The sequence below is a fragment of the Microbacterium sp. NPDC089321 genome, from assembly GCF_040684935.1.
Classification (GTDB): Bacteria; Actinomycetota; Actinomycetes; order Actinomycetales; family Microbacteriaceae; genus Microbacterium.
The window spans coordinates 635,075-660,997 of the sequence record NZ_JBFBGX010000001.1 but is presented as its reverse complement, the minus strand read 5'-3'; the positions used below and the strand labels follow the sequence as shown (position 1 = coordinate 660,997).

Genomic DNA, 25,923 nt, shown 5'->3' with positions numbered 1-25,923 from the left:
GCCTGGTTCACAACTCCGGAGAAACCGGCCGATCCGTGTGCGGATCGGCCGGTTTCTGCCGTTCTGCCGCCGGATCTCCGGAGTTGTGACCGCGGGATGGCTGGGTTCAGCCGCGGCGGGTGCTCCAGAGCGCCAGCAGCACGAGCACGGGCTGGAAGAACAGCCGGCCGAAGCGCTTCATGTCGGTGTCGAGCCCGAACCCGTCGCGGCGGTGGGTCCACTGCGACACGTTGCCGGGGAAGATCGCGATGAAGAACAGAGCGGTCAGCACGCCGACGAGACGCCGCTGCCGCCATGCGAACAGCAGCGCCGTGCCGAGGCCGACCTCGACCGCTCCCGAGGCGACCACGGTCGTGTCGGGGTCGAGCGGAACCCAGTCGGGAACCTGCGCCTGGAACTCACGGCGTGCGACCGTGAGGTGGCTGACGCCCGCGAAGGCGAGGAAGCCGCCGAGGGCGATGCGGGTGAGCGTGCGAGCGGTGCTGGTCATGCCCCGATGGTACGGGCCTCTCGATGGCCGCGGGTCGACCACAGGGCCAGCATGATCAGCACGGGCTGCAGGAACAGTCGCCCGAACCGCTTCATCTCGGTGTCGAGGCCCGGGGCGCTGCGGTGGTGCGTCCACTGCGACACGTTGCCGGGGAACACGGCCGCGAGAAAGAGCGCGACGAGCCGGCCGACTCCGCGCCGACGCCGACGGGCGACGAGCATCGCGGCGCCGAGCGCGATCTCGACCACACCGGATGCCACCACGGTCGTGTCGGGGTCGCCGGGCACCCAGTCGGGCACGGCGACCTGGAAGCCGCGCCGGGCGAACGTGAGATGCGCGACACCGGTGAACACCAGAGCCCCGCCGAGAACGGCACGCGTGATGGACCGAGGGAGGGTAGTCATTCGGCGAGTGTACGCAGGCGGGCGTTCACAATTCAGGACCGAGCCGGCCGGTCTTGCGCAGCGGAGCCGATTCTCGCGCGTGCGCGCGACTTCTCCTGAGTTGTGACCGGGCGCCGGCGCAGCCCGTCAGGAATCGAGAAGCGCTCGCCGGGTGGCGCTGGATATCGTGACGGTGACCGAACGGACGAAGGGCATCACCATGTCAGACAGCAGCGGGTCGGGATTCTCGGCACAGGAGCGGGCGGCCATGAGGGCCCGCAACGCCGAGCTCAAGGCAGAGGCGAAGCGGGCGAAGACGGCCGAGAAGGCGGCGGCGGAGGCTGCTGATGTCGTCGCGAAGATCGGGACCATGCCCGACGGCGATCGCGAGATGGCCGAGCGCCTTCACGCGCTGGTCGCCGAGGTCGCCACCGATCTGTCGCCCAAGCTGTACTACGGCCAGCCCGGCTACGCCCGCGGCGGCAAGGTCGTCGTCTTCTTCCGCAGCGGGCAGCAGGACAAGCTGCGCTACTCGACGTTCGGGCTAAGCCCCGAGGCTGCGCTCGACGTCTCCGACGGCCTCTGGCCCACCTCGTACGCGCTGATCGACCCGACTGAGGCGGCCTGGACGCAGATCGAGGACATCGTGCGGCGCGCCGCCGCAGACTGAACCGGGATGGCCGACCCCGGGGCTACCAGGCCAGCTTGACCTGGTTCGCGTAGGCCACGTACCCGCTCGCGTTCGGGTGGAACCCGGCCGAGACGTTGAGCCAGCTCCAGTCGTTGATCCACGGGCTCGAGCTGCCGATGCCGTGCCCGGCGAAGGCGGTCTCGACGTCGACGAACCTCGCTCCGGCAGCCACCGCACCGTCGCGGATCGCAGCGTTCAGCGCCGTCGTGCCGGCGTTGACGTCCTGTGCATGAGCCCGCGTCACGGTCGGCTCGAACAGCCGCGGATACCCGGTGACGATGACCACCGCCTGCGGTGCGCGCGCCTTGATCGCGGCGACGGTCGCCGTGATGCGGGCGGCCAGCTCGCCGCTGGCGACCAGTGCGTTGCCGGCGTCGATCGCCGCCTGGCAGTCGGTCTGGCTGACGAGCACGAAGCAGTCCTCGACGACCGCGCCGAATCCGACGTCGTTGCCACCGGCGGTCAGGGTGACCCGGGTGGTGGTCGTCGCGATCTGCCCGACCTGCGACCCGATGACCTCGGAGGTCGACGCGCCCGAGCATGCCGGCCGGGCCGTCAGCGTGATCTTGCGATCCGCGTCGATGAGAGCGGGATACCCCTTCGAGCTCACGTAGCAGGTGGTGTTCAGATAGCTGCCGGCACCCTGCCCCGCGGCGTAGGAGTCGCCCAGTGCGGCATACGAGGTGGAGGCGCTCGGCTTGCCGCCGCCCCCACCTCCCTTGCCGTTTCCGGCGGCGGATGCGGGCGACGCGACGCCCATGGCCAGGATGACCGCCGCGAGCATCGCGGACAGGAGCAGGAGCACCCGACGAGCGGGTGAGAGGGCGGGGTCGGTCGCGTGGCGCAGCGCGCGGTCGTTTCGGGTGAAGATGGCGCTCATGGCCAGACGCTAGACCCGACGCGGCCGGCCCACAATACGGGAGAACACCGAGATTCCTCGCGGAAACGGCCCGTCGATCAGATCAGTCGGCGCAGCGCGTCTTCGAGCGAGATGCCCTGCGCGTCGGCGCGGTCGCGCAGTCGGGCGTGCTCGGCCGCGCTGAGTGAGACGGTGAGCTCGATCGCGGTGGATGCCGTCGAGCCGTCGAGCCCGTCGAGAAGATCGGCGGGCTCTGCCCAGAGCAGGGCGGCGTCGTGCCGGCGCTCCGCCGCCGAATCCTCCGCCGCCGTAGGCGCGGACGCCGAGGACGGCGCGGACGCCGCGGACGCGGTGACGGCCATGGCGCCCGCGAGAGTGGCGCCGGCATCCGCCGCCGAGACGAAACCGGGTCCGCGACGAGGCTCCTGCTTCTGCTGGTACGCCTTCGCAGCCGCATTCGCCCGCTCGTCGGCAGCTTCGTTGAGCGGATGCCCGGCATGCCCCTTCACCCACGTGAACTCGACATCGCGTCCGCGGATCGCCTCGTCGATGCCCTCGAGCAGCTCGCGGTTGAGCACCGGGCCGCCGTCGGACTTGCGCCAGCCGCGACGCTTCCAGCCGGGCATCCACTTGGTCACGGAGTCGATCACGTACCGCGAGTCGCACTCGATCACGAGCTTCTCATCGACACCTGCGGTGGCGCGCAGCAGCTCGAGCACCGCCTGCAGCTCTCCCTGGTTGTTCGTGCCGTGCGGCGAGCCGCCGGCCGCCCAGCGGTCGTCGTCGATGTACCAGGCCCAGCCGTTCGGACCCGGATTGCCGAGGGCGGAGCCGTCGGCTGCGGCGGTGATCGTCATGCTTCAACCGTAGGGCGTCGGTACGACACCGCCCGCAGTCGGTACGCTCGACGAGTGACCGGACTGGCCCTGAAGACCGTGATCATCGTGATCGTCATCGCGCTGGTCGTGATCGTCATCGCGCGCATGTTCCACCGGCCGGCCCCTGGCAAGAGCCCATCGCAGAGCGGCCCGGCTCAGCGCATCCCGCTGCTCGCCTGGCTGGGAGCCGCTGTGCTGCTCGCCGCCGGCTTCTTCCTCGCCCTGGTCTCGTTCACCTCGCGCTACACCGAAGACCTGCTGCCCATGCGCATCGCCGCCGTCGCGGCTCTGCTCGCCGGTGGCGCGGTGCTGTTCATCGCATCGCGGCGGGCTCGCAAGCGCTGACCGGCCCGACGGCTATTCGCCCGAGTCCTCGACGTCGGCCGCCTCGGGTGTCGGTGCTGTCACCGGGAAGACGATCGTCGAGTACTGCGCGCTGATCCCGACGTCCATCAGGTCGAGCGACGGCGCCTCGTCGAGTCGCTCGGTCGGGTTCGTCTCGTCGAGCGGCTCACCCGGCAGCGCGGCCCATGCGCTGGGCTCCTGCGGCTTCTGCGTGAAAAGTCCCATGATCTCGTTCCTCGAATCCCGTCGATTCAGAAGTCGGCGATGACCAGCTTCTTCATCCCCAGCATCCGCTGATACGCCCCCGGCTTCGCCAGCAGCTCGGCCATGTTCTCGGGAACGACCTGCCAGCTCACGCCGTAGCGGTCGACCAGCCAGCCGCACTGCTCGGCCTCGGGAACCGCCGACAGCGCATCCCAGAAGTGATCGACCTCGGCCTGGCCCGTGCAGCGGATCTCGAGCGAGACGCCGGGGGTGAAGCCGAACTCGTGCGTCACGTTCGAGTCCATGAACGAGAACCACTGGTCGCCCACGCGGAACTCGCCGAACATGACGCTGCCCGCCGCCGCGGTTCCCGATGCCTCGGGATACCTCATCACCGTGCCGAAGGCGGCGTCGTCGAAGAGCGAGGTGTAGAACTCCGTCGCCTCGCCCGCCTTGTCCTGGGCGTCGCCCGAGAAGAGCAGCTGCGTGATCACGAACGGACGCGGTTCGCCGGCCGGATCGGTGAGCATCAATTGCCAGCTCACGCCGTACCTGTCCTGCACCCAGCCGTAGTAGGGGCTGAACGGGTACTCGCCGAGCGGCATGAGCACCTCGCCACCGTCGGTCAGCGCCGACCAGCCGGCGTCGAGCGCGGCGCGAGCGGCGTCCGCATCGCCGTCGAACAGCAGCGGATCGAAGTTGAGCATGAACGAGATCGCCGGTGTAGGCCGATAGGTGTCATCGGAGTTGATCATCGTGATGCGGAACCCCGCGACGTCGAGGTCGACGACGACCGGCTCGCCCTCGAGGCCCTTCTGGAAGTCGGGCAGCTCGTCGGGGTACCGCATGGCGACGTGCGCGCTCGTGAACGGCAGCGCGGCACTGTAGAACCCGCCTGCCTCGCCGGCGTTGCGGTTGAACCAGAGGTTGGGGACGATCTTCTGCGTCATGCTCTCTCCTGCTGTCGCTCAGGCGCCGGAATCGGCGTCGGCGTCGGACCGTGCGTCGGCGTCGCGCACCGCGTCGACGAGCTCTCGCCAGGCGCCCTCCAGGCGCGTGTCGGGAACGACCTGCTCGAGCTGCTCATCGCGCACACGCACGTGGATGCTCCACACATAGCGGTCTGCACCCCGGGCATCCGGATCCAGCCGCTCGTCCCAGGGGCACCGCTCGACCAGCTCGAGCCAGGTGGGCGCCTGCTCGGGCGCAGGTTCCGCCCGCCAGCGGCGGCGGAGTCCGGCGATGCCGCCGGTGCGCACGACGGCGATGACGATGCGATCCTGCGCATCGCCCGATCCCGCGTTCTCAGCGGGGCTCTCGATCTCGTGCACCATCGATGACTCCGACCGCGATCCACGCGTCGCGGACCGCTGACTCAACGGTAGCCCCGATCCCGGCCGCAGCGGAGATGGTCTTCTGAGCGAACTCCGTGAAATCGGTCGTCGACGAGAGATCGCCGGTCAGAGCGCGATACCAGGCGAGCCCCGCGCCCTGCCATGCAGGGCCGCCGATCGTCTTCGCCGCCAGCGCGAATGCGCGATTCGGGATGCCCGAGTTGATGTGCACGCCGCCGTTGTCTTCCACCGTCTGCACGTAGTCGCGCATGTGGGCGGGCTGCGGATCCTTGCCCAGCTCGTCGTCGTCGTACGCGGTTCCCGGCTCGATCATCGAGCGCAGGGCGCGCCCCTGCACAGCCTCGGTGAAGATGCCCTCGCCCACCAGCCACGACGCGTCTTCTGCCGACTGGCCGAGCAGATGCTGCTCGGTGAGCGCGCCGAGCACGTCGGCGATCGACTCGTTGAGGGCACCGGACTGATCGCGGTAGACCAGGCCCGCCGTGCTCTGGATCACCCCGTGGCCGAGTTCGTGCCCGATCACCGACACCGAGCGGGTGAAGCCGACGAAGACCTCTCCGTCGCCGTCGCCGAACACCATGCGAGAGCCGTCCCAGAAGGCGTTGTCGTAATATTCGCCGTAGTGCACCGTGGCGTTCAGCGGCGCCCCCGCACCGTCGAGCGAATCGCGCTCGAACGCCTCGAGCAGCATGCGGAACGTGGCACCGAGCCCGTCGAAGGCCTCGTTGACGGTCGCGTCGGCGACCGGCTCATCGTCTTCGGTGCGCACGACCAGGCCGGGCAGGGTCTCGGTGTTCTGCGCGTCGAAGATCGTGCGGGTGGGGGCCGAGGTGACCTCGGCGACCAGCGCCCCGCTCTCATCGATAGACAGCTCGAGCGCGGAATGGAACGCCGGACGGCCGGCGATCAGCGTCTGCCGCGCGGCCTCAGCGGCCTTCGGATAGCGCTCGGATCTCGCCAGGCGCGCGAGCAGATAGCCGGGCACGATGCCCTGGTGGATGGACGTGTACGCAGCTTCTCCGGTGCTCATGTGCCGACCCTACGCCGGGGCGCCGACAACGCCCAGGGGGTCACAGGTGGGCCGCGTAGAATCGGCCCAATGACCGATGCCCCCTCGCTGCCCGCCTCCGGCATCGACCCCGAAGATCTCGCGACCACCCTGCGCGTGCTCGCCTCGCTCGATGAGGTCGATCAGCAGCATCCGGACTATCTCGCCGTCCGCCGTGCCACCGCCAACATGTTCAAGGCGGTCAAGCGCGCGCGTCGCAAGGAGATCCGCGATGCCATCGCCGAGGCCGACAAGGCCGTCGTCGCACGGACGGCCACCGGCGCTCCTGACCGCATCGACGACGAGACCCGCGGGCTCGACCTCGCATCCAGCGTCGTCGACGCGCCCATCGCCGGCGAGCTGCTCAAGCCGCGCAACTGCTACATCTGCAAGCAGCCCTACACTCTCGTCGACGCCTTCTACCATCAGCTGTGCCCCGAGTGCGCGCGGTTCAGCCACGGCAAGCGCAACGCGCGCACCGACCTGACCGGCAAGCGCGCCCTGCTCACCGGCGGCCGCGCGAAGATCGGCATGCACATCGCGCTGCGCCTGCTGCGCGACGGTGCGCATCTGACCATCACGACCCGCTTCCCGCGCGACGCCGTCCGCCGGTTCTCGTCGCTGCCCGACGCCTCTGACTGGCTGCACAGGCTGCGCGTCGTCGGCATCGACCTGCGCGACCCCGCGCAGGTGATCGGCCTCGCCGACTCTGTCGCGGCCCAGGGGCCGCTCGACATCCTCATCAACAACGCGGCGCAGACCGTGCGGCGCTCGCCCGGTGCGTACTCGCTGCTGGCGGATGCCGAGCTGCAGCCCCTTCCCGACGGCCCGCTGCCCGAGATGGAGACCTTCGGGCACACGGCCGACCCGCACCCGCAGGCGCTGCAGGCCTCGGTCGACGCGCACCCGCTGCTGTCGGTCGCGGCGCTCGGCGGAACCGTCGCCGAGCAGGGCGGCCAGGCGCTCACGGCAGAGGACCTCGCTCGTCTCGCCATGGCGCCCGGGTCGTCGTCGCTCGTCAAGCACGCCGACGGCACGGCGATCGACGCGGGCGGTCTCGTGCCCGACGTGAACCGCGTGAACAGCTGGGTGCAGTCGGTCGATCAGGTCGACCCGCTCGAGATGCTCGAGGTGCAGCTGTGCAACACCACGGCCCCCTTCCTGCTGATCAGCCGGCTGCGGGCGTCGATGGCGGCGTCGACCGCCCGTCGCAAGTACATCGTCAACGTGTCGGCGATGGAGGGTCAGTTCTCACGTCGGTACAAGGGCCCAGGTCACCCGCACACCAACATGGCCAAGGCCGCCCTCAACATGCTCACCCGCACCAGCGCCGGCGAGATGCTCGAGACCGACGGCATCCTCATGACGGCGGTCGACACGGGCTGGATCACTGACGAGCGCCCGCACTTCACGAAGGTGCGCCTGGCTGAAGAGGGCTTCCACGCCCCGCTCGACCTCGTCGACGGAGCCGCCCGCGTGTACGACCCGATCGTGCAGGGCGAGGCCGGCGTCGACCTGCAGGGCGTGTTCCTGAAGGACTACCAGCCCAGCCCCTGGTGAGCTGAGGCGCGGCTGCGGCGGCGCCCCGACGCGTCAGGCTGGAGGCCGCGGCAGCCACACGGTCACGTTCAGCCCGCCGGCGTCGCGAGGCGTCAGCACGAGCGTGCCGCCGTGCGCCTGCGCGATGCGCTGGGCGATCGCGAGACCCAGCCCCACGCCCACGTGATCCGGGTCGCGCTCCCGCTCGGCGCCGCGCTGGAACGGCTCGGCGAGCGTCGGCACGAGCTCGGGGGCGAGCACCTCGCCGGTGTTCTCGACCACGAGCGCGACTCCCTGCGGCCGCACGTGCGTGCGCACTCCGACGACGCCGCCGGATGCCAGGTTGTGCACGATCGCGTTGTGCACGAGGTTCATGATCAGCTGCTGCAGCAGCGCGGCCGATCCGAGGGCGTGCGCGGCCTGCCCGCCGACCTCCAGCGAGACCCCGCGGCGATCGGCGAGCGGCGCCAGCGTCTCGACCGCCTCCTCCGCCAGCAGCGACAGGTCGACCGGTTCGCTGGTGAACGCGCGCCGGTCGGCCCGGCTGAGCAGGAGCAGCGCCTCGGTGAGCTCGATCGCTCTCGCGTTCACCTCGGTGAGGCGGTCGATCAGGGCATCCGGATCCCGATGCGGATCGGCGCGGGCGACCTCGAGCAGCGCCTGCGAGATCGCGAGCGGCGTGCGCAGCTCGTGCGAGGCGTTCGCCGCGAACCGCTTCTGCTCGGCCATGTTGGCCTCGAGTCTCTCGAGCATCCCGTCGAACACGTCCGCCAGATCGCGGAACTCGTCACCGCGACCCTCCATCGCGATGCGGTGCGACAGCGACCCGTCGGCGGCGAGGCGCGCGGCTCTGCCGATGCGGTCGAGCGGTGCGAGCATCCGCCCCGCGAGCAGCCAGCCGCCACCCACCCCGATAAGCAGCAGCACGACCAGCGCGACGACGACCGCGGGGGTGAAGGCGCGCACCAGATCCGAGCGGTTCGGAACGAACCGGTCGGCGATGATCGCGCCGTCCGGCACGTACCGCAGCAGCCACGCCGCCACCACCGTCAGCAGCACCGCGCCGGACACCACGACGATCGCGGCGTAGCTCAGCGTCAGCTTCCACCGGGCGCTCAGGCCCCTCGGCCTAGGCATCCGCGTCGATCCGGTAGCCGACGCCAGGCACGGTCAGGATCAGCCACGGCTCGCCGAGCCGCTTGCGCAGCGACGAGACCGTGATGCGCACCGCGTTCGTGAACGGGTCGGCGTTCTCGTCCCACGCCCGTTCGAGCAGCTCCTCGGCGCTGACCACGCCGCCGCCCGCATCGACGAGCACCTCGAGCACCGCGAACTGCTTGCGGGTGAGCGCGACGTAGCGGTCGTCGCGGAACACCTCGCGCCGGAACGGATCGAGCCGCAGCCCCGCCAGCTCGCGCACCGGCGGTCGCGCGTGCTGCCGCCGCCTGTCGAGCGCGCGCAGGCGCAGCACCAGCTCACGCAGCTCGAACGGCTTGGTGAGATAGTCGTCGGCTCCGATCTCGAAGCCCGACGCCTTGTCGTCAAGCCGGTCGGCCGCGGTGAGCATGATGATCGGGATGCCGCTTCCCGACGCCACGATCGAGCGGGCGACGTCATCGCCGGACGGGCCGGGGATGTCGCGATCGAGGACGGCGATGTCGTAGGCGTTGATGCCGAGCAGCTCGAGCGCGGTGTCTCCGTCGCCGGCGATGTCGGAGGCGATCGCCTCGAGCCGCAGGGCGTCTCGGACGGCTTCGGCGAGGTAGGGCTCGTCCTCGACGATCAGCACGCGCATGAGAAGGATCCTACGCACGCGGGCATATCGGGAACGTATCGAGAACCGCATACGCGGTGGCAACGCGCGCACGAGTCGACTGGATGCCATGACCACAGCTCAGTCATCCGGATCCGGCCGCAGCGCGGCACTCATCGCGACCCTCGTCGTCGGCGCCGCGGCGCTGGTGTTCGTCCTGCTGCAGGCGCCGAACGCCATCTCGGCGAGCACGTTCACGGCCCCGGCCGGGCCCGTCTCGACGGTGCAGGAGTGGGGCGAGGCCGCGGCGGACGGCCGGATCACCGCCGCCGACGGCCAGATCGAGGCGGGGTCGGCGCTGAGTCTCTACGACGGATCGCCGGCGGTGGCGGGCCTCGACGGGGCGCTGCTCGACGCGGTGCGCACCGCCGCCGCCGCAGGCGTGGACGACGGGGTCGACCTGCGGGTGAACAGCGGCTGGCGATCGCCCGAGCTGCAGCAGCTTCTGCTCGACGAGGCGGTGGGCACGTACGGCTCGGCGCAGGAGGCGGCTCGGTGGGTGGCGACGCCCGAGACCTCGGAGCACGTGTCGGGCGATGCCGTCGACATCGGTCCGTGGCAGAGCGCCGAGTGGCTGGGGCGCAACGGCGCGGCGTTCGGGCTGTGCAAGGTGTACGAGAACGAGCCCTGGCACTTCGAGCTGCGGCCGGAGGCTCCCGTCGACGGGTGCCCGAAGATGTACCGCGACCCGACCGAGCGCGTGAGGTGACGGGTCAGGACGACTGGGCGAGAACGCGCTGCAACGGGGCGTAGTGCTCGATGACCGCGCGCCGGTAGGCCTCGACGTCGCCGGCGCGCACCGCCTCGAGCATGTCGCCGTGCGCCTGGGCGGTCTGCTGGATGTCGGCCGGGGGAGCGATCTGCAGCTGCGGCAGCACCGCCGTGTGCACGTCCCAGAATGCGCCGACGAGCTGCCCGACCAGGTGGTTGTCGGTGCATGCGAACAGCTGCGTGTGGAAGGCGCGGTCGGCTTCGAGGAAGTTCTCACCCCGTGACGCCTTGTCGACCATCTCGTCGACGAGCTCGGACAGCGCGGGGTGCTCGGCCTGAGCCGCACCCGCCCCGACGACACGCTCGGCCATCGAGAGGTCGAGGGCGAGGCGCACCTCGACGACCTCCCGCAGCGCCTGCAGCGACCCCTCGGGCGACAGCACCCCGCGGAACACGAGCGCCTCCACCATCGGGTCGAGCGACATCTCGCCGACGAACGTGCCGTGCCCGTGGCGCACATCGACGATGTCGAGCGTCGACAGGGTGCGGATCGCCTCGCGGACGGAGGAGCGTGACACGTCGAGGGTCTCGCACAGCTCGGCCTCGGTCGGCAGCGGGTCGCCTGGTCGCAGGCTGCGGGCGAGTATGAGCTGCTTGATCTGATCTGCCGTGGTGGAGCGGCGCATCCGAGACGCGCGCGATCGGGTCGGGTTCACTCGCTCTCCTCTCACATTCCGTTGATCATCTCACTGTTGTGATCACGGGCCATCTGTGTTTATAGTACATCAGACATCTGATGTCCCCGACGATGTCGTCCCCTCCCGAACTGGAGCATCACATGAACCGACACCTCCCTCGCAGGCGCGGGACTCGATTCGCAGCGGCGCTGGCCGGCTCGATCGCGGTCGCCGTCGCCCTCTCCGGCTGCGGCGCCGCAGCGACGGGCCAGAAGGATGCCGGGGCCGAGCCCGGCAACGTCGACCCCGACGCGATCATCGAAGCCGGCATCTCGTACTCCCTGAACGGCAGCTTCGACCCGATGGTCGCCTCGGGTGCCGTCACGGTCTCGGCCAACTGGCACATCTTCGAGGGGCTCGTCGACCTCGACCCGGCCACGCAGAAGCCCGCGCCTGCGCTCGCCGCGGACATGCCGAAAAAGGTCGACGAGACCACCTACGAGATCGACATCCGCGAGGGAGCGACCTTCCAGAACGGCGACCCGGTCACGTCAGACGACGTCGTGTTCAGCTACGAGCGCGTGCTCGACCCGGCGAACAACTCGCTCTTCCTGTCGTTCATCGACTTCATCGACACGGTCACCGCGGTCGACGAGGACACCGTCCGCATCACCACCGACTACCCGTTCTCGCTGATCGACGATCGCCTCGGCGTCGTCAAGATCGTGCCGAAGAGCGTCGTCGAGGCCGACCCCGAGGCGTTCGGCTCGAAGCCGGTCGGCTCGGGTCCGTACAAGCTCGTCTCGGCCGTGCCCGAGGACAAGATGGTCTTCGAGCGCTTCGAGGACTACAACGGCCCGCACCCGGCACTCGCCGCGGGCATGAACTGGAACCTGCTGGCCGACCCGTCCGCTCGCGTGACGGCCATGTCGACCGGCACGATCCAGGCCATGGAGGACGTCCCCTACATCGACGTCGACGGCCTCGCCTCGGCAGCCGAGGTCGAGAGCGTGCAGTCGTTCGGTCTGCTGTTCATGATGTTCAACACCAAGGCGAAGCCGTTCGACGACCCGCGTGTGCGCCAGGCGCTGCACTACGCGCTCGACATGGACAAGATCATCGAGACCGGCATGCTCGGCAACGCGACCCCCGCCACCTCGTTCCTCCCCGAGAACTACCCGAACTACAACGAGGCCTCCACGGTCTACACGTATGACCCCGAGAAGGCGAAGGAGCTGCTGGCCGAGGCCGGAGCATCCGACCTGTCGATCACGCTGCTGACCACCGACACCGGCTGGGTCAAGGAGGTCGCTCCGCTGATCAAGGAGTCGCTCGACGCCGTCGGCGTGAAGACCCAGCTCGAGATCGGCCAGTCGGCCGCCATGTACGAGAAGGTCGACTCGGGCGACTACACCGTCGCCGTCGCCCCCGGCGACCCGTCGGTGTTCGGCGTCGACCCCGACCTGCTGATGAACTGGTGGTACGGCGACAACGTGTGGTCGAACACCCGCACCGCCTGGGCGGACTCACCCGAGTACGCCGAGCTCACCGAGCTGCTCGATCAGGCCGTGCAGCAGGAAGGCGACGAGCAGCAGAAGTCCTGGAACAAGGCCTTCGACCTGCTCTCCGAGCAGGCCGTGCTCTACCCGCTGTTCCACCGCAAGCTGCCCACGGCGTGGAGCAGCCAGCAGCTGGTCGGGTTCGAGCCCGTTCCGACCACGGGCCTGTCGTTCCTCGACGTCGGCGTCGCGGCGAAGTAGCCCGCACACAGCCGGGCGGCGCGTGACCCCCCGCGCCGCCCGGCACCCTCCCCCTCGAACAAGAAGGTTCACCGTGTCCAACACGCTCAGCCTCATCGGCCGCAGGCTTCTGCAGCTGCCGGTGATGATCCTGGGCATCACGTTCCTCGTGTTCTTCGTGATGTCCTTCTCGCCCATCGACCAGGCCCGCGTCGCGCTCGGCGAGACGGCGTCTCCGGAGGCGCTCGAGGCCTACCGCGAGTCCCACGGCCTGAACCTGCCGCTCTTCGCGCGCTACCTCGGCTTCCTCGCCGGGCTCTTCCGCGGCGACCTCGGCACCTACTCCGCCCGCAGCCTTCCCGTCGTCGACGAAGTGGCCCGCGCGTTCCCCGTCACGATCTCGCTCACCTTCTTCGGCCTGATCATCGCCGTCATGATCGCCTTCGCCATCGGCGTCCTCGCCGCGGTCCACCGCGACCGCTGGCCCGACCAGGTCATCCGCTTCTTCGGCGTCGCCGCGCTCTCGACCCCGTCGTTCTGGCTCGCGATCCTGCTCATCCAGGTGTTCACCCTGGCGCTCGGCGCGCTGCCCGCCTCTGGCCCTCTTCCCGACTTCTGGGCGGACCCGGCCGGCTGGCTGGCCAGGATGACCCTGCCCGCCATCGCCCTCGCCGTCCCCGTCATCGGCCAGCTCTCGCGCGTCGTGCGCACCTCGATGGTCGAAGAGCTCGACAAGGACTACGTGCGCACGGCGCTCGGCGCAGGCATCCCCCGCGTCGTCGTGGTCGGTCGCAACGTGCTGCGCAACGCGCTGATCACCCCCGTCACCGTGCTCGGCCTGCGCATCGGATACCTGCTCGGCGGTGCCGTCGTGATCGAGATCATCTTCGCGATCCCCGGCATGGGAACCCTGATCCTCAACGGCGTGACCAACAACGAGCCCAACCTCGTGCAGGGCGTGACGCTCGCCGTCGCGCTCGCCTTCGTGGTGATCAACATCATCGTCGACCTCCTGTACGTGCTCATCAATCCCCGAATCCGGGCGGTGTGACCCATGCGACGCAAACTCACTGAACGACTCTCCGCTCCCGGCCTGCGCTTCGGAGGCCTCTCGATCGGATCGATGATCTGTCTCGGCATCCTCGCCGTCATCGCGCTCGCCGCGGTGCTCGCGCCGGTCGTCGCCGCCTTCGACCCGCTCGCCTCCGGCGCCCCCGTGCAGGCACCCAGCGGCGAGCACTGGTTCGGCACCGACCGACAGGGCCGCGACATCTTCTCCCGCCTGGTCTACGGCGCCCGCTACTCGCTGGTGATCGGCATCGGAGCCACTCTGGTGGCCCTCGCGGTCGCCTGCGTGCTCGGCACCATCGCCGCGACGGCGCCGAAGTGGGTCTCCGAGACGCTCATGCGCGTCATGGACGTCATCATGTCGTTCCCCGGCATCGCGCTCGCCGCCGTGTTCGTCGCCGTCTTCGGCAAGTCGCTGCCCGTGCTCGTGCTGACGATCGCCTTCCTCTACGTGCCGCAGCTGACCCGCATCGTGCGGGCCAACGTGCTCGACCAGTACGGCGAGGACTACGTCTCGTCGGTGCGCGTGATGGGCGCCCGCACGCCCCGGATCATCGTCAAGCACGTCGCCCGCAACGCGATCGCCCCCGTGCTCGTGTTCGCCACCGTGCTCGTCGCCGACGCGATCGTCTTCGAGGCGTCGCTGTCGTTCCTGCAGGCCGGTGTGCCCGACCCCGAGCCCAGCTGGGGCAACGTGATCGCCGCCGGCCGCAACCTGCTGATGTCGGGCGCCTGGTGGGCGACGTTCTTCCCCGGCATCCTGATCATGATCACGGTGCTGTGCCTGAACATCCTCTCCGAGGGCATGACCGACGCGATGGTCTCGCCGAAGGCGCGCAAGATCACCGCCGATGCCGCGAACACCGAGGAGTCCACCAGCGACCTCGAGAGCGCGGCGCTCGACAGCACGCACGTCATCCCCACGGTGGACACCTCGGTGAACCTCTCGGTGCCGAGCGGCGTGCCCGACGCACTCGGGCCGCAGACCCCGGCGGTGCCGCTGGCCGACCGTCTCGCCGAGCTGCGCAGGCGCGAGCTCGCCCGAGACGACCGCCTGGTGTACCAGGGCGACGCGGCTCCGCTGCTCGAGGTGCAGGACCTGTGCATCTCGTTCCCCCGGCACGGCGACGTCGACGTCGTCGACCACGTCAGCTTCACGGTGCGTCCCGGCGAGACCATGTCGCTGGTCGGAGAGTCGGGCTGCGGCAAGTCGATCACGTCGCTCGCGATCATGGGCCTGCTCGACCCGAAGGCGAGCGTGCGCGGACGCATCCTCTTCGACGGCAGGGATCTGCTGACGATGGCGCCGGCCGAGCGCAACGCCCTGCGCGGACACGACATCGCGATGATCTACCAGGACGCCCTGAGCTCGCTCAACCCGGCCATGCTGATCCGCTCGCAGATGAAGCAGCTCACCCGCCGTGGCGGAACCCGCACGGCGGAAGAGCTGCTCGAGCTGGTCGGCCTCGACCCGCAGCGCACGCTCTCGTCGTACCCGCACGAGCTCTCGGGCGGCCAGCGCCAGCGCGTGCTCATCGCGATGGCCCTCACCCGCAACCCGCGCCTGGTGATCGCCGACGAGCCGACCACGGCCCTCGACGTGACCGTGCAGGCGCAGGTGGTCGAGCTGCTCATGCGCCTGCAGAAGGAGCTCGGCTTCGCGATGGTCTTCGTCTCGCACGACCTCGCGCTCGTCGCCCAGCTCACGCACCGCATCACGGTCATGTACGCGGGCCAGGTGGTCGAGCAGGGCACCACGCGCGAGGTGCTCTCGCAGCCGGTGCACGAGTACACCCAGGGTCTGCTCGGCGCCGTGCTGTCGATCGAGGCCGGCTCCGACCGCCTGCACCAGGTCTCGGGCGTCGTCCCGTCGCCGCGGGACTTCCCCGCGGGCGACCGTTTCGCCCCGCGCTCGTCGGACCCTGCCCGCTATGCGGGTGTGACCCCGGTGCGCAGGCGGATCGCGGGCACCGAGCACTTCTACTCCGCGCATCCCGAGGATGCGCCCGTCGAGCCGATCGGAGCAGGGCGATGAGCGAACCCGTCATCGAGCTGAAGGACGTGCACGTCCGCTACCGCACCCGCGCCTCGACGCTGTTCCGTCCGAAGCACGTGGACGCCCTCGCCGGGGTCTCGCTCACCGTCAAGCGCGGTCAGACCCTCGGCATCGTCGGCGAGTCCGGATCGGGTAAGTCGACCTCGGCCAAGGTGCTCATCGGGCTCGAGACGCCCACCAGCGGTCAGGTGATCTTCGCGGGCGAGCCCGTGCGCTCGTTCACCCCCGCGGTGCGCAGACGCCTCGGCCGCATCCTCTCGGTGGTCTTCCAGGACCCGGCGACCGCGCTGAACGCCCGCATGACGGTGCGCGACGCGCTGCTCGACCCGCTGCAGGTGCACGGGCTCGGCGATCCGGCCTCGCGCCGCCGCAAGGTGCGCGACCTGATCGGCCTGGTCGGGCTGCCGGCATCCGCCCTCGACGCCCTGCCCAGCCAGCTCTCCGGCGGTCAGCGCCAGCGCGTGGCGATCGCCCGCGCCCTGGTGCTCGACCCGCAGGTCATCGTCGCCGACGAGCCCACCTCGGCCCTCGACGTGTCGGTGCGCGCGCAGATCCTCAACCTGCTCACCGACCTCAAAGACCAGCTGGGCCTGGGCATGGTGTTCATCTCGCACGACATCCAGACCGTGCGCTACCTGTCTGACGAGATCGTCGTGATGAACAAGGGCCGCATCGTCGAGTACGGCGACGCCGCGCAGGTCTTCGACAACCCCTCCGACGAGTACACCCGCACGTTGCTGGGCGCCGCTCCCTCCCTCCTCGAAACCACTCGCTGATCGCGACCCTCCACCCTGACCGGAGACCTCATGACCACTGCATCCCTCACCTTCGCCGGTGTCGTCCCCCCTGTCGCCACCCCGCTGCTGCCCGACCACTCGGTCGACCACACCTCGCTCGCCCGCCTCGTCGAGTACCTCGTCGACGCCGGCGTCGCCGGCCTGTTCGCCCTCGGATCCACAGGTGAGACCGCGTACTTCACCGACGACGAGCGCGTGGCGATCCTCACGACGATCGCCGACGCGAACGCCGGCCGCGTGCCGATCATCGCGGGAGCCATCGAGCTCACCGCGCCGCGCATCATCGAGACCGCTCGCCGGCTGACCGACGCCGGCGCCGACGCGATCGTCACCACGGCGCCGCTGTACACGCTGAACGACCAGGCCGAGATCGCGGATCACTTCCGGGCGATCGCCGCCGCCATCGACGTGCCCCTGTGGGCGTACGACGTGCCGGTGCGCGTGCACAAGAAGCTCAGCCTGGAGCTGCTCATCCAGCTCGGCACCGAGGGCGTCATCCAAGGCGTGAAGGACTCGTCGGGCGATGACGTCGGCTTCCGCCGCCTGATCGCCGCGAACGACGCCGCCGGCCGGCCGCTGCAGCTGCTCACCGGTCACGAGATGGTCGTCGACGCGATGCTGCTGGCCGGCGCCGACGGCGTGGTTCCCGGTGTCGCGAACGTCGAGGCCGAGGGGTACGTGCGACTCTTCGAGGCCGCCGCCCGTGGCGACTGGGATGCCGCCCGCAGCGAGCAGGAGCGGATCAACCGCATGTTCGACATCGTCTTCCAGCCCGCAGGGCTCTCGGGCGACGCGACCGGCGTCGGCGCGTTCAAGGCGGCGATGAAGGCTCGTGGCCTGATCGATCACGCGACCATGGCCGGCACGGTCACGCCGCTCGACGACGCTGTCGTCGATAAGGTGAGCGGTGTGCTCGCCGCGGTGGGGCTGCTGCCCGTCGCGACGGTCTGATGACCGCCGTCGCGCCGTCGGCCGGGTTCGTGCTCGCCATCGACATCGGCGGCACGAAGACGGCCGCGGCGCTCGCCGGCCGCGACGACGTGCCGCAGCACACCCTCGTCGCCCCCAGCCGCGCAGGTGAGGGCCCGGATGCCGTCGTCGAGACCGTCCGGCTTCTCGCCGAGCGGCTGCTGGCCGCCGCCGACGAGCGGTACGGGGCGATGATCACGCTCGCGGGCGTCGGCATCGGCACCGCAGGAGTGGTGGATGCCGGCACCGGAACCATCGTGTCGTCGACCGACACCTTCGCCGACTGGCCTGGCACCCGCCTGGCCGATCGCGTGCGCGCGGCTCTGGCCGAGCGGCTCGCCGACGGCGCCCCGATCGCCGTGCAGAACGACGTCGACGCGCATGCGTCGGGCGAGTTCCTGCACGGCGCAGCCGCCGGCGCGTCCAGCGCACTGGTCGTCGCGGTCGGCACGGGCGTGGGGGCCGGGGTGATCGTCGACGGGCGTCCTGTGCGCGGCGCCCACCACGTGGGCGGCGAGCTCGCGCACCTGCCGATCCGCGGCGCCGAGCACCTGCGCTGCCCGTGCGGACGCACCGGTCACCTCGAGGCGATCGGGGCGGGCCTCGGCCTGCACCGGCACTATCTCTCGCTCGGCGGCGACCCCGCCGTGACCGACGCCCGCGGCGTCGCCGCCGCAGCAGCCGGGGGAGACGGTCGGGCTGTGCAGGCGATCGCCGATTCCGCCGCGGCGGTGGGCCGTGCGCTCGCCGGTGCGGCCGCGCTCATCGATCCCGAGCGCATCGTCATCACCGGCGGCGTGCCGCAGATCGGCGACGCCTGGTGGCAGGCGATGCTGGCCGCGTACCGCGACGACGCCATCGACGCGCTGCAGAACACACCCATCCTGCCGGGCGCGCTCGGCGACGACGCCCCGCTGCGCGGGGCCGCGGCATCCGCCTGGAGGAACCGATGAGATTCACCGACGTCACCGAGCGGCTCGAGGGACGCCTCATCGTGTCGTGCCAGGCCTATCCAGGCGAGGCGATGCGAGACCCGCGCACCATGGCGCAGGTCGCCCAGGCGGCGCTGGTCGGCGGCGCCGCAGGCATCCGGGTGCAGGGCATCGCCGACATCAGGGCAGTCGCCGAGCTGCCCGTGCCGATCGTCGGCCTCTGGAAGGACGGCGACGACGAGGTGTTCATCACCCCGACGCTCGCGCACGCCAGGGCCGTGGCCGACGCCGGGGCGGACATCGTGGCGATCGACGGCACCCGTCGCCCCAGACCGGACGGTCTCACCCTCGCCGAGACGATCGCGGGCCTGCGCGCCCATCTCGCCGAGACGCGGCGGGATGCCCTGATCATGGCCGACTGCGGATCGCTCGGCGACGCGATCGCCGCCGAAGCCGCTGGAGCCGACTACCTGGGCACCACGCTGTCGGGCTACACCGGGGAGCGCCCCCAGACCGACGGCCCGGATCTGGAGCTCATCGCGCAGATCGCCGGCCACTGCTCACGGCCGGTCATCGCCGAGGGCCGTCTGCACACCCCTGAGCAGGCAGCGGCCGCCATCGCCGCCGGTGCGTTCTCGGTGTGCGTCGGCACGGCGATCACGCATCCGTCGACCATCACCTCGTGGTTCGCCGCCGCCGTGGCCGACGCGGCGAAGCCCGACGCCGCGACGACCGACGCCGCACAGGGCGCCGAGCGATGAGCAGACGCGTCGTCGTCAGCGCCTACCCGCTGTCGCCCGCCTTCGCGAACTGGGACCCCTCCGTCGAAGACGCCGTGCTGCGCGGACTGGCCCAGCTCGACGGCGTCGACGCCCTGGAGGTGCCGTGGATCGACGGCATCCACCCGCACGACACCGACTGGTTCCTCGCCAACGTGCCCGAGATCGCCCTCGCCATCACGCCCCTGCCGTTCGTCATGCGCCGTATCGCGACTCCCGGCTACGGCATCGCGTCGCCCGACGAGGCCGGCCGCGCCGCAGCCCTCGCCGATCTGCGGCGCGTCGCCGCCGACGTCGCGACGATCGCCGAGCGCAGCGCCGCTCGCACCGCGGTCGTCGAGCTGCACACCTCACCGCGAGCGGTGGCCGATGCCGACGCGCTCGCGCGCTCGCTCGAAGAGATCTCGGCTCTCGACTGGTCGGGGGCGCGACTGGTGATCGAGCACTGCGACGCGCACGTGCCGGGGCAGACCCCCGAGAAGGGATTCCTCTCGCTCGACGGCGAGATCCGGGCGATCCGCTCCTCGGGCGCCGACGTCGGCCTGTGGCTCAACTGGGGCCGTTCGGCGATCGAGCTGCGAGGCGCCGACGCGGTCGCCGACCAGATCGCCGTCGCCGCGGGCAGCGGCCTGCTCGACGGACTCGTGCTCTCGGGAGCATCCGATCGCGAGAGCCCCTACAGCGGCCCCTGGATCGACGCCCACCACCCCTTCGCATCGATCGACCCGCGTGCCGCGTCGCTGCTCACAGACGAGCGCGTGCACGCCGCCGTGCTCGCGGCGGGCGCGACGCCGTGGCTCGGGCTCAAGGTGAGCAGGCACCCCGACGCCGTCGCCGCCGACGAGGTGCTGCGGTCGGCCGAGCGCCACATCGAGGCGCTCGCCGCGGCGGTGTCGACCTCATCCGGCACGCAGAGGTCGCGCTGACCCTGCCTCCCGTCGATCGGGCTACAGGCGGGTGACGCCGGTCACGGTGACGACGGCCTCGCCCGCCTCGTCGGATGCCGCGAGGTCGATGACCGCGGAGATGCCCCAGTCGTGATCGCCTGCGGGGTCGGCGATGATCTGACGGACCTTCCACTCGCTCGCGCCCTGATCGATGAGCAGCAGTTGCGGGCTGCGTGCGTCGGCGCCGGTGAGGATCTCGTCGTGCTCGGCGAAGTACGCGTCGAGGGCGGCATCCCAGCCGCCGGCGCCGAAGTCGGGGTCGAGGGATGCCAGCGACTCGACGTCTTCGCGAGCGGCGAGCTGCACGCGGCGGAACATCTCGTTTCGCACCAGCACGCGGAAAGCGCGGGTGTTGGAGCTGAGGCGCTTGGGCGCGGGCGGGACGACCGGCTCGTCCGGACGGTCGAACCGGCCGTTGTCGACACCGGCGATGAGCTCGGACCACTCATCGAGCAGGCTCGAGTCGACCTGACGCACGAGCTCGCCGAGCCATTCGATCAGATCGTGCAGGTCCTCGGTCTTGAGGTGCTCGGGGATGGTCTGCGAGGCCGCGCGATAGGCATCCGACAGGTAGCGCAGCACCACCCCCTCAGAGCGCGCGACCTTGTAGTAGGCGACGTACTCCCCGAACGACATGGCTCGCTCGTACATATCGCGCACGACCGACTTCGGGCGCAGCTCGAAGTCGCGGATCCACGGCTGTGACGAGCTGAAGGTCTCGAACGCCGCGCCGAGAAGCTCGTCGAGCGGCTTCGGATAGGTGATCTGCTCGAGCAGCTCCATGCGCTCGTCGTACTCGATGCCCTCGGCCTTCATCGCGCCGACCGCCTCGCCGCGCGCCTGGAACTCCTGCTGACTCAGGATCGCGCGCGGGTCATCGAGGGTCGACTCGACGATCGAGATCATGTCGAGCGCGAAGCTCGGCGCCTCGGGGTCGAGAAGCTCGAAGGCCGCGAGGGCGAAGGGGGAGAGCGGCTGGTTGAGGGCGAAGTTCGGCTGCAGGTCGACCGTCAGGCGCACGGTCCCGTCGACGCGCTCCACGACGCCCGACTGCAGCAGCGTGCGGTAGATGCCGAGCGCGCGCAGCGCCAGCAGTCGCTGGTTCGCCCTCGGCTCGTGGTTGTCATATACCAGCGCGCGCATATTGCCGAACACGTCGCCGCCCCTGGCGATCACGTTCAGCATCATCGCGCTCGTGATCTGCATGTGCGACGTGAGGGTCTCGGGCTGCGAGGCGATCAGCTTCTGGAACGACGGCTCTCCCCACGACACGAAGCCGTCCGGAGCCTTCTTGCGGATGATCTTGCGCTTTTTCTTCGGATCGTCGCCGGCCTTCTTCACCGCCGCGATGTTCTCGCTCTCGTGCTCGGGCGCCTGCGCGACGACGGTTCCCGCCGTGTCGTACCCGGCGCGGCCGGCGCGACCCGCGACCTGATGGAACTCACGGGCGTTCAGCTGCCGCATCCGCTTGCCGTCGAACTTCGTCAGCGCCGTCAGCAGCACCGTGCGGATCGGCACGTTGATGCCCACGCCGAGGGTGTCGGTGCCGCACATCACCCGCAGCATGCCGCGCTGCGCGAGCTGCTCGACCAGGCGGCGGTACTTCGGCAGCATGCCGGCATGGTGCACGCCGATGCCGAGCCGCAGCAGCCGTGACAGCGTCTTGCCGAACGCGGTCGTGAACCGGAAGTCGCCGATCAGCTCGGCGATCTCATCACGCTGCTCGCGGCTGGCGACCTTGGCGCTCGCCAGCGCCTGCGCCCGCTCCATCGCGGCGGCCTGCGAGAAGTGCACGATGTAGACGGGAGCCTGGCCGGTCGAGAGGAGCTCGTCGATCGTCTCGTGGATCGGTGTCGTCTCGTAGTAGAAGTGCAGTGGCACCGGACGCTCGACGCCCGTGACGACCGCGGTCTCGCGGCCCGTGCGGCGAGTGAGGTCGGCGGCGAGGTCGGTGACGTCGCCCAGGGTCGCTGACATGAGCACGAACTGCGTCTGGGGCAGCTCGAGCAGCGGCACCTGCCATGCCCAGCCGCGGTCGGGGTCGCCGTAGAAGTGGAACTCGTCCATCACGACCTGCCCGACGTCGGCGTCGGATCCCTCGCGCAGGGCGAGATTCGCGAGGATCTCGGCCGTGCAGCACACGATCGGAGCATCGGCGTTCACCGACGAGTCGCCCGTGACCATGCCGACGCTCTCGGCTCCGAACACCTCGACCAAAGCGAAGAACTTCTCGCTGACCAGGGCCTTGATGGGGGCGGTGTAGTACGTGCGCCGACCGCCGGCGAGAGCGGCGAAGTGGGCTGCGGTCGCGACCAGCGACTTCCCGGTGCCGGTGGGCGTCGAGAGGATGAGGTTCTTCCCCGAGACGATCTCGATCACCGCCTCGTCCTGAGCGGGGTAGAGGCTGATGCCGGTCGACTCCGCCCATTCCACGAAGGCGAGGTAGACGGCATCCGGATCGGCGCCGCGGAGGAGGGAGGGATCGAGAGGCATGATGCTTCGATCCTTTCACCTCTGCGGTGCTGAGGACTCCGTAAGGACGGCGGCCAGCCATGTTCCGGAGATCCGCGCGAGTTGCGTCCGTTTCGGGGCGCTCTGCGCCGGATCGGCAGCGGATCTCCGGAGTTGTGAGGCCGTGCCGCGCCCGTCAGCTCTCGTCGCGCAGCTCGCCGTGGATCCGGCGCAGGTCTTCCATCAGCGAGCCCACGAGGATCCAGTGGTCGGATGCCGGCGGCCGCACCACCAGGGGAGTCGTGAGCGCCGGGACGGCCGAGGTCAGGGCATCCGGCTCGGCGCCGTCTGACGACTGCACCGCCAGCCGCACGTCGTGACCGGCGCGGTGCAGCTGCTCGGCGATCGCCCGCACGGTGGGATCGGTCGCGAGCGCGTCGTCGTAGTGGTCGATGTATGCCCGCGTCATGCCGATCACCTGGGTCACCACGGGCGACAGCCGGTCGAAGACCTGCCGCAGCTCGTCGACGTCTTCGCGGTGCCGGCCCCGGCGCGGGTTGAGCGACAGCGACTCCTCGGCGGTGGTGAGGGATGCCTCGGCCGCGTCCTTCATGGGCCGGAGCAGACGCGCCTCGAGCATCAGCTCCTGCAGCTGCGCCGCCGAGCGGGTGGTGGGAAGCGCTGAGGCCAGGCGGTCGAGTGACGCGGCGAGCTCGCGGCCCAGCATCCCGATGTCGCGCCTGGCCGGGGCCGACAGCACCGGCGGGACGACCGCGACGTTCACGACGAATCCGATCGCCGCGCCGATCAGCGTCTCGAGGATGCGGTCGAGCGCGTAGTCGGGGTTCGACGAGCCGAGGGCGAGCACCAGCACGGCCGAGATCGCCACCTGGTTGCCGGTGCCGGTCGAGGCCCGCAGCGACCAGGCGATGAGCATCGCCACCACGACGGCCGCCAGCACGACCCAGCTCTGCGCGCCCAGCAGCAGGCTGAGCAGCACGGCGATCACCACGCCGAGGATCACGCCGGCGCTGCGCTCGAGCGCCTTCGACAGCGACTGGTTGACGCTCGGCTGCACGACCAGCAGCGCGGCGATCGCGGCGAACACCGGCAGCGGTCCGGGGATCAGCCACCCGGCGATCAGCCAGGCCGCGATCGTGGCCGCGGCCGACTTGAGCACCTGCAGCAGGGGTGCCCGGCGGGCGGAGCGGATCGCGGCGGGGAAGCGCATGGGTCAACGGTAGCCGGGGCGCGCAGCTTGCAGGAGTTCGCGTGAATCGCAGGACCGATCCCGTATCCGGCTCCTGCGTTTCGTGCGATCTCCTGCGTTCCGGGAGAAGCAGGAGACCCCGGATGCCCGGATCAGGCGGTCGCCGCGCGCAGGGCGATCTCGATCATGTCGCCGAAGCTCTGCTCGCGCTCGGTCGCGGAGGTCGCCTCGTGGGTGATCAGGTGGTCGGAGACCGTGCAGATGCTCAGCGCGCGCCGCTGGTGGTAGGCCGCGAGCGTGTAAAGACCTGCGGTCTCCATCTCGACCGCCAGTGCGCCGTGCGCGACGAACGGCTCGGTCAGCTCGGGACGGGTCGAGTAGAACTGGTCGCTCGAGAAGAGCAGGCCGACGTGCACGGCGGCCTCCATGGTCATGCCCTCCGCGGCCTCGACAGCCGCCCGCAGCAGCGAGAAGTCGGCCACGGGCGCGTAGTCGAGCCCGTGGAAGCGCACCCGGTTGATGCCCGAGTCTGTGCACGCGCCGTTCGCGATGATGACGTCGCGCATGCCGACCCGCTCGGTGAGCCCGCCGCACGAGCCGACGCGCACGACGGTCTGCACGTCGTACTCGGCGAACAGCTCGGTGGCGTAGATCGCCATCGAGGGCTGGCCCATGCCCGAGCCCTGCACCGACACGCGCTCGCCGTTCCAGGTGCCGGTGAATCCGAGCATCCCGCGCACGTCGCTGTAGAGCCGGGCCCCGTCGAGGAAGTTCTCGGCGATCCACTTCGCTCGCAGCGGGTCGCCGGGGAACAGGACGATCGGTGCGATGTCGCCGGGCGCGGCGGCGATGTGGGTGCTCATGTCGTCCAGCGTATGTCGGCTGCGGATGGTTCGATGAGTGCATGAAGGCCGGAGGGGCGCTGCGCGAGCAGGAGCGGATGCTGTGGGCCACGGCCCTGTGCTTCGCTGCCGGCGCCGTGGTGGGCACCGCGGTGCTGTGGGGTGCTGCGCGCCCGTTCAGCGGCGACGGGTCGGTGATCATCCCGATCGCGCTCGTGGCGGCGCTGATCGCCGCCGTCGCGTTCATCGTCAGCACCCGGATGCACAGGGCGGGCGAGACCGCGCCCATGCCCCCGTGGCAGACGTGGGTGTCGCACATCAGCGCCGCGGCGGTGACGGTCGCGATCGCGGGGGTCGCGGCGCTCGGCGTGCTGCTGGCGGGTGAGGTGCTCGCCACGGGCCTCGAGGGTCTGACCCTTCCGGCGCCGGCCGGCGGGGTGTTCACCGGCGTCGCCTCGGCTCTCGGCGGGAGGCTCGCGTTCCGCATGGGCGTGCGGCTGAGAACGCAGGACCTCGCGGGGCTGCTGTCGTCGTTCCTCGTGATCGGCACGCTGTTCGCGATGCTCACCGCAGCCGACCCCGCGTGGTGGGAGCGCAGCTTCTCAGACCTCGGGATCGGAGCCGGCGGCTGGGCGTTCAACGGCACGGCGGTGATCGCGGGGCTGCTCGTCGCGACGACGGGCTCGTACCTCGGCCGGGACCTGCACCGGATGCTGGGCGACGGCGCCCTCGCGCGGATCGCCCCGATCGTGCTGACCTGGGCCGGCGCGGGCCTCGCGCTCGCCGCGGTCGGCCTGCTGCCGCTCGACCGGGTGCGCGTCGCGCATGCGATCGCCGCGTTCTCGACGCTGGGGCTGCTGCTCGCCGCGGCCGTGCTCACGACGCTGCTGCTGCGGCAGGTGGGCATGCTGCGGGTGCTCACGATCGTGCTGGTCGGCCTGGTCGTGCTCTGCGGGGTGGTCGCGTTCGGCTTCCGGATGCTGTCGGTCGCAGCCCTCGAGGGCATCGTCGTCGGACTCGTGCTGCTGTGGCTGACGACCCTCGTGCAGCTGCTGTGCGTGCTCGCGCCCGACGCGTCGCGCCCGTCGGCGCGCCGGTCGCCGCTGCGCGGCTGACAGCCGGTTCGGCTCACGCGAGAAT

The 25,923-nt window shown here is 70.4% G+C and carries 27 protein-coding genes; 13 read left to right on the top strand and 14 right to left on the bottom strand.

The genetic code is table 11. The annotated features are described in order from the left end of the window. Positions 1–106 precede the first annotated feature (106 nt). Both AB0N59_RS03085 and AB0N59_RS03080 read right to left on the bottom strand, forming a co-directional pair. Complete coding sequence (locus tag AB0N59_RS03085; protein ID WP_363478551.1) at positions 107–490, bottom strand: DoxX family membrane protein; 384 nt, start codon at positions 488–490, stop codon at positions 107–109. Then, positions 487–894, bottom strand: coding sequence for a hypothetical protein (locus AB0N59_RS03080; RefSeq protein ID WP_363478548.1), 408 nt, complete (start codon positions 892–894; stop codon positions 487–489). Before AB0N59_RS03080 ends, AB0N59_RS03085 begins: the two co-directional genes overlap by 4 nt. A gap of 172 nt (positions 895–1,066) precedes the next feature. Between AB0N59_RS03080 and AB0N59_RS03075 the strand changes: the two genes are divergently transcribed. After that, a complete protein-coding gene (locus tag AB0N59_RS03075) occupies positions 1,067–1,543 on the top strand; it encodes a DUF1801 domain-containing protein (protein WP_363478545.1) in 477 nt (158 codons plus the stop codon). Positions 1,544–1,565: 22 nt separating this feature from the next. Here the strand turns inward: AB0N59_RS03075 and AB0N59_RS03070 are convergent, their stop codons facing one another. Next, positions 1,566–2,444, bottom strand: a complete 879-nt coding sequence (locus AB0N59_RS03070; protein WP_363478542.1) for an SGNH/GDSL hydrolase family protein — start codon at positions 2,442–2,444, stop codon at positions 1,566–1,568. A gap of 77 nt (positions 2,445–2,521) precedes the next feature. Then, on the bottom strand, positions 2,522–3,280 hold the full coding sequence (locus AB0N59_RS03065) for a ribonuclease H (protein WP_363478539.1): 759 nt from the start codon (positions 3,278–3,280) through the stop codon (positions 2,522–2,524). Positions 3,281–3,334: 54 nt separating this feature from the next. On the opposite strand from AB0N59_RS03065, the gene AB0N59_RS03060 reads away from it, so the two are divergent. Further along, the gene (locus AB0N59_RS03060) at positions 3,335–3,646 is read left to right on the top strand and encodes a hypothetical protein (RefSeq protein ID WP_363478536.1); all 312 of its coding nucleotides are present in this window, start codon (positions 3,335–3,337) and stop codon (positions 3,644–3,646) included. A 12-nt stretch (positions 3,647–3,658) separates the two neighbouring features. Here the strand turns inward: AB0N59_RS03060 and AB0N59_RS03055 are convergent, their stop codons facing one another. From AB0N59_RS03055 to AB0N59_RS03040, 4 genes are read right to left on the bottom strand one after another with little or no spacing between them, the layout of a single operon-like run. Then, on the bottom strand, positions 3,659–3,871 hold the full coding sequence (locus tag AB0N59_RS03055) for a hypothetical protein (protein WP_363478533.1): 213 nt from the start codon (positions 3,869–3,871) through the stop codon (positions 3,659–3,661). 26 nt (positions 3,872–3,897) lie between these two features. Next, entirely contained in the window at positions 3,898–4,800 is a 903-nt protein-coding gene (locus AB0N59_RS03050; protein WP_363478530.1) for a VOC family protein, read from the bottom strand. Positions 4,801–4,818: 18 nt separating this feature from the next. Further along, complete coding sequence (locus tag AB0N59_RS03045; protein ID WP_363478527.1) at positions 4,819–5,184, bottom strand: protealysin inhibitor emfourin; 366 nt, start codon at positions 5,182–5,184, stop codon at positions 4,819–4,821. After that, positions 5,156–6,235, bottom strand: a complete 1,080-nt coding sequence (locus AB0N59_RS03040) for a M4 family metallopeptidase (protein WP_363478524.1) — start codon at positions 6,233–6,235, stop codon at positions 5,156–5,158. Before AB0N59_RS03040 ends, AB0N59_RS03045 begins: the two co-directional genes overlap by 29 nt. Positions 6,236–6,304: 69 nt before the next feature. Between AB0N59_RS03040 and AB0N59_RS03035 the strand changes: the two genes are divergently transcribed. Next, positions 6,305–7,813: an SDR family NAD(P)-dependent oxidoreductase gene (locus AB0N59_RS03035; RefSeq protein ID WP_363478521.1), complete on the top strand. Its 1,509-nt coding sequence runs from the start codon at positions 6,305–6,307 to the stop codon at positions 7,811–7,813. Between the two features lie 33 nt (positions 7,814–7,846). On the opposite strand, the gene AB0N59_RS03030 is transcribed toward AB0N59_RS03035, so the two are convergent. Both AB0N59_RS03030 and AB0N59_RS03025 read right to left on the bottom strand, forming a co-directional pair. After that, positions 7,847–8,929: a HAMP domain-containing sensor histidine kinase gene (locus AB0N59_RS03030; RefSeq protein ID WP_363478518.1), complete on the bottom strand. Its 1,083-nt coding sequence runs from the start codon at positions 8,927–8,929 to the stop codon at positions 7,847–7,849. Beyond that, positions 8,922–9,587, bottom strand: a complete 666-nt coding sequence (locus AB0N59_RS03025; protein WP_363478516.1) for a response regulator transcription factor — start codon at positions 9,585–9,587, stop codon at positions 8,922–8,924. The genes AB0N59_RS03030 and AB0N59_RS03025 overlap by 8 nt, the downstream gene beginning before the upstream one ends. A gap of 88 nt (positions 9,588–9,675) precedes the next feature. Between AB0N59_RS03025 and AB0N59_RS03020 the strand changes: the two genes are divergently transcribed. Further along, positions 9,676–10,314, top strand: a complete 639-nt coding sequence (locus AB0N59_RS03020) for a M15 family metallopeptidase (RefSeq protein WP_363478513.1) — start codon at positions 9,676–9,678, stop codon at positions 10,312–10,314. Positions 10,315–10,318: 4 nt separating this feature from the next. Here the strand turns inward: AB0N59_RS03020 and AB0N59_RS03015 are convergent, their stop codons facing one another. Next, positions 10,319–11,032, bottom strand: coding sequence for a FadR/GntR family transcriptional regulator (locus AB0N59_RS03015; protein ID WP_363478510.1), 714 nt, complete (start codon positions 11,030–11,032; stop codon positions 10,319–10,321). 122 nt (positions 11,033–11,154) lie between these two features. Between AB0N59_RS03015 and AB0N59_RS03010 the strand changes: the two genes are divergently transcribed. The 8 genes from AB0N59_RS03010 to AB0N59_RS02975 all read left to right on the top strand — a co-directional run bounded on the left by AB0N59_RS03010 (position 11,155) and on the right by AB0N59_RS02975 (position 20,259). After that, a complete protein-coding gene (locus tag AB0N59_RS03010) occupies positions 11,155–12,753 on the top strand; it encodes an ABC transporter substrate-binding protein (RefSeq protein WP_363478507.1) in 1,599 nt (532 codons plus the stop codon). 73 nt (positions 12,754–12,826) lie between these two features. Beyond that, entirely contained in the window at positions 12,827–13,783 is a 957-nt protein-coding gene (locus tag AB0N59_RS03005) for an ABC transporter permease (protein WP_363478504.1), read from the top strand. A gap of 3 nt (positions 13,784–13,786) precedes the next feature. Beyond that, the gene (locus AB0N59_RS03000) at positions 13,787–15,835 is read left to right on the top strand and encodes a dipeptide/oligopeptide/nickel ABC transporter permease/ATP-binding protein (RefSeq protein ID WP_363478501.1); all 2,049 of its coding nucleotides are present in this window, start codon (positions 13,787–13,789) and stop codon (positions 15,833–15,835) included. Continuing rightward, positions 15,832–16,632: an ATP-binding cassette domain-containing protein gene (locus AB0N59_RS02995; protein WP_363478498.1), complete on the top strand. Its 801-nt coding sequence runs from the start codon at positions 15,832–15,834 to the stop codon at positions 16,630–16,632. Before AB0N59_RS03000 ends, AB0N59_RS02995 begins: the two co-directional genes overlap by 4 nt. A 30-nt stretch (positions 16,633–16,662) precedes the next feature. Beyond that, positions 16,663–17,604 (top strand): dihydrodipicolinate synthase family protein, encoded by a 942-nt coding sequence (locus AB0N59_RS02990; RefSeq protein ID WP_363478495.1) that lies wholly within the window; start codon positions 16,663–16,665, stop codon positions 17,602–17,604. Beyond that, positions 17,604–18,575 (top strand): ROK family protein, encoded by a 972-nt coding sequence (locus AB0N59_RS02985; protein WP_363478492.1) that lies wholly within the window; start codon positions 17,604–17,606, stop codon positions 18,573–18,575. Before AB0N59_RS02990 ends, AB0N59_RS02985 begins: the two co-directional genes overlap by 1 nt. Next, the gene (locus tag AB0N59_RS02980) at positions 18,572–19,315 is read left to right on the top strand and encodes an N-acetylmannosamine-6-phosphate 2-epimerase (protein WP_363478489.1); all 744 of its coding nucleotides are present in this window, start codon (positions 18,572–18,574) and stop codon (positions 19,313–19,315) included. The genes AB0N59_RS02985 and AB0N59_RS02980 overlap by 4 nt, the downstream gene beginning before the upstream one ends. Beyond that, positions 19,312–20,259: a DUF4862 family protein gene (locus AB0N59_RS02975; protein ID WP_363478486.1), complete on the top strand. Its 948-nt coding sequence runs from the start codon at positions 19,312–19,314 to the stop codon at positions 20,257–20,259. The genes AB0N59_RS02980 and AB0N59_RS02975 overlap by 4 nt, the downstream gene beginning before the upstream one ends. Before the next feature lie 21 nt (positions 20,260–20,280). On the opposite strand, the gene AB0N59_RS02970 is transcribed toward AB0N59_RS02975, so the two are convergent. The 3 genes from AB0N59_RS02970 to deoD form a co-directional block, all read right to left on the bottom strand. Further along, positions 20,281–22,773: a DUF3516 domain-containing protein gene (locus AB0N59_RS02970; protein WP_363478483.1), complete on the bottom strand. Its 2,493-nt coding sequence runs from the start codon at positions 22,771–22,773 to the stop codon at positions 20,281–20,283. 154 nt (positions 22,774–22,927) lie between these two features. Next, a complete protein-coding gene (locus tag AB0N59_RS02965; protein WP_363478480.1) occupies positions 22,928–23,962 on the bottom strand; it encodes an FUSC family protein in 1,035 nt (344 codons plus the stop codon). Between the two features lie 131 nt (positions 23,963–24,093). Then, positions 24,094–24,804 carry a purine-nucleoside phosphorylase gene (gene deoD / locus AB0N59_RS02960; protein ID WP_363478478.1) on the bottom strand — a complete coding sequence of 237 codons (711 nt, stop codon included), beginning with the start codon at positions 24,802–24,804 and terminating at the stop codon, positions 24,094–24,096. Between the two features lie 41 nt (positions 24,805–24,845). On the opposite strand from deoD, the gene AB0N59_RS02955 reads away from it, so the two are divergent. After that, entirely contained in the window at positions 24,846–25,898 is a 1,053-nt protein-coding gene (locus tag AB0N59_RS02955) for a DUF998 domain-containing protein (RefSeq protein WP_363478475.1), read from the top strand. Positions 25,899–25,923 lie beyond the last annotated feature (25 nt).

What these genes read in the sequence shown, in the direction of transcription:
- AB0N59_RS03085 (WP_363478551.1), bottom strand. Translation starts at nt 490, where the DNA reads ATGACCAGCACCGCTCGCACGCTCACCCGCATCGCCCTCGGCGGCTTC.
- AB0N59_RS03080 (WP_363478548.1), bottom strand. Translation starts at nt 894, where the DNA reads ATGACTACCCTCCCTCGGTCCATCACGCGTGCCGTTCTCGGCGGGGCT.
- AB0N59_RS03070 (WP_363478542.1), bottom strand. Translation starts at nt 2,444, where the DNA reads ATGAGCGCCATCTTCACCCGAAACGACCGCGCGCTGCGCCACGCGACC.
- AB0N59_RS03065 (WP_363478539.1), bottom strand. Translation starts at nt 3,280, where the DNA reads ATGACGATCACCGCCGCAGCCGACGGCTCCGCCCTCGGCAATCCGGGT.
- AB0N59_RS03055 (WP_363478533.1), bottom strand. Translation starts at nt 3,871, where the DNA reads ATGGGACTTTTCACGCAGAAGCCGCAGGAGCCCAGCGCATGGGCCGCG.
- AB0N59_RS03050 (WP_363478530.1), bottom strand. Translation starts at nt 4,800, where the DNA reads ATGACGCAGAAGATCGTCCCCAACCTCTGGTTCAACCGCAACGCCGGC.
- AB0N59_RS03045 (WP_363478527.1), bottom strand. Translation starts at nt 5,184, where the DNA reads ATGGTGCACGAGATCGAGAGCCCCGCTGAGAACGCGGGATCGGGCGAT.
- AB0N59_RS03040 (WP_363478524.1), bottom strand. Translation starts at nt 6,235, where the DNA reads ATGAGCACCGGAGAAGCTGCGTACACGTCCATCCACCAGGGCATCGTG.
- AB0N59_RS03035 (WP_363478521.1), top strand. Translation starts at nt 6,305, where the DNA reads ATGACCGATGCCCCCTCGCTGCCCGCCTCCGGCATCGACCCCGAAGAT.
- AB0N59_RS03030 (WP_363478518.1), bottom strand. Translation starts at nt 8,929, where the DNA reads ATGCCTAGGCCGAGGGGCCTGAGCGCCCGGTGGAAGCTGACGCTGAGC.
- AB0N59_RS03025 (WP_363478516.1), bottom strand. Translation starts at nt 9,587, where the DNA reads ATGCGCGTGCTGATCGTCGAGGACGAGCCCTACCTCGCCGAAGCCGTC.
- AB0N59_RS03020 (WP_363478513.1), top strand. Translation starts at nt 9,676, where the DNA reads ATGACCACAGCTCAGTCATCCGGATCCGGCCGCAGCGCGGCACTCATC.
- AB0N59_RS03010 (WP_363478507.1), top strand. Translation starts at nt 11,155, where the DNA reads ATGAACCGACACCTCCCTCGCAGGCGCGGGACTCGATTCGCAGCGGCG.
- AB0N59_RS03000 (WP_363478501.1), top strand. Translation starts at nt 13,787, where the DNA reads ATGCGACGCAAACTCACTGAACGACTCTCCGCTCCCGGCCTGCGCTTC.
- AB0N59_RS02995 (WP_363478498.1), top strand. Translation starts at nt 15,832, where the DNA reads ATGAGCGAACCCGTCATCGAGCTGAAGGACGTGCACGTCCGCTACCGC.
- AB0N59_RS02990 (WP_363478495.1), top strand. Translation starts at nt 16,663, where the DNA reads ATGACCACTGCATCCCTCACCTTCGCCGGTGTCGTCCCCCCTGTCGCC.
- AB0N59_RS02985 (WP_363478492.1), top strand. Translation starts at nt 17,604, where the DNA reads ATGACCGCCGTCGCGCCGTCGGCCGGGTTCGTGCTCGCCATCGACATC.
- AB0N59_RS02980 (WP_363478489.1), top strand. Translation starts at nt 18,572, where the DNA reads ATGAGATTCACCGACGTCACCGAGCGGCTCGAGGGACGCCTCATCGTG.
- AB0N59_RS02975 (WP_363478486.1), top strand. Translation starts at nt 19,312, where the DNA reads ATGAGCAGACGCGTCGTCGTCAGCGCCTACCCGCTGTCGCCCGCCTTC.
- AB0N59_RS02970 (WP_363478483.1), bottom strand. Translation starts at nt 22,773, where the DNA reads ATGCCTCTCGATCCCTCCCTCCTCCGCGGCGCCGATCCGGATGCCGTC.
- AB0N59_RS02965 (WP_363478480.1), bottom strand. Translation starts at nt 23,962, where the DNA reads ATGCGCTTCCCCGCCGCGATCCGCTCCGCCCGCCGGGCACCCCTGCTG.
- deoD (WP_363478478.1), bottom strand. Translation starts at nt 24,804, where the DNA reads ATGAGCACCCACATCGCCGCCGCGCCCGGCGACATCGCACCGATCGTC.
- AB0N59_RS02955 (WP_363478475.1), top strand. Translation starts at nt 24,846, where the DNA reads ATGAAGGCCGGAGGGGCGCTGCGCGAGCAGGAGCGGATGCTGTGGGCC.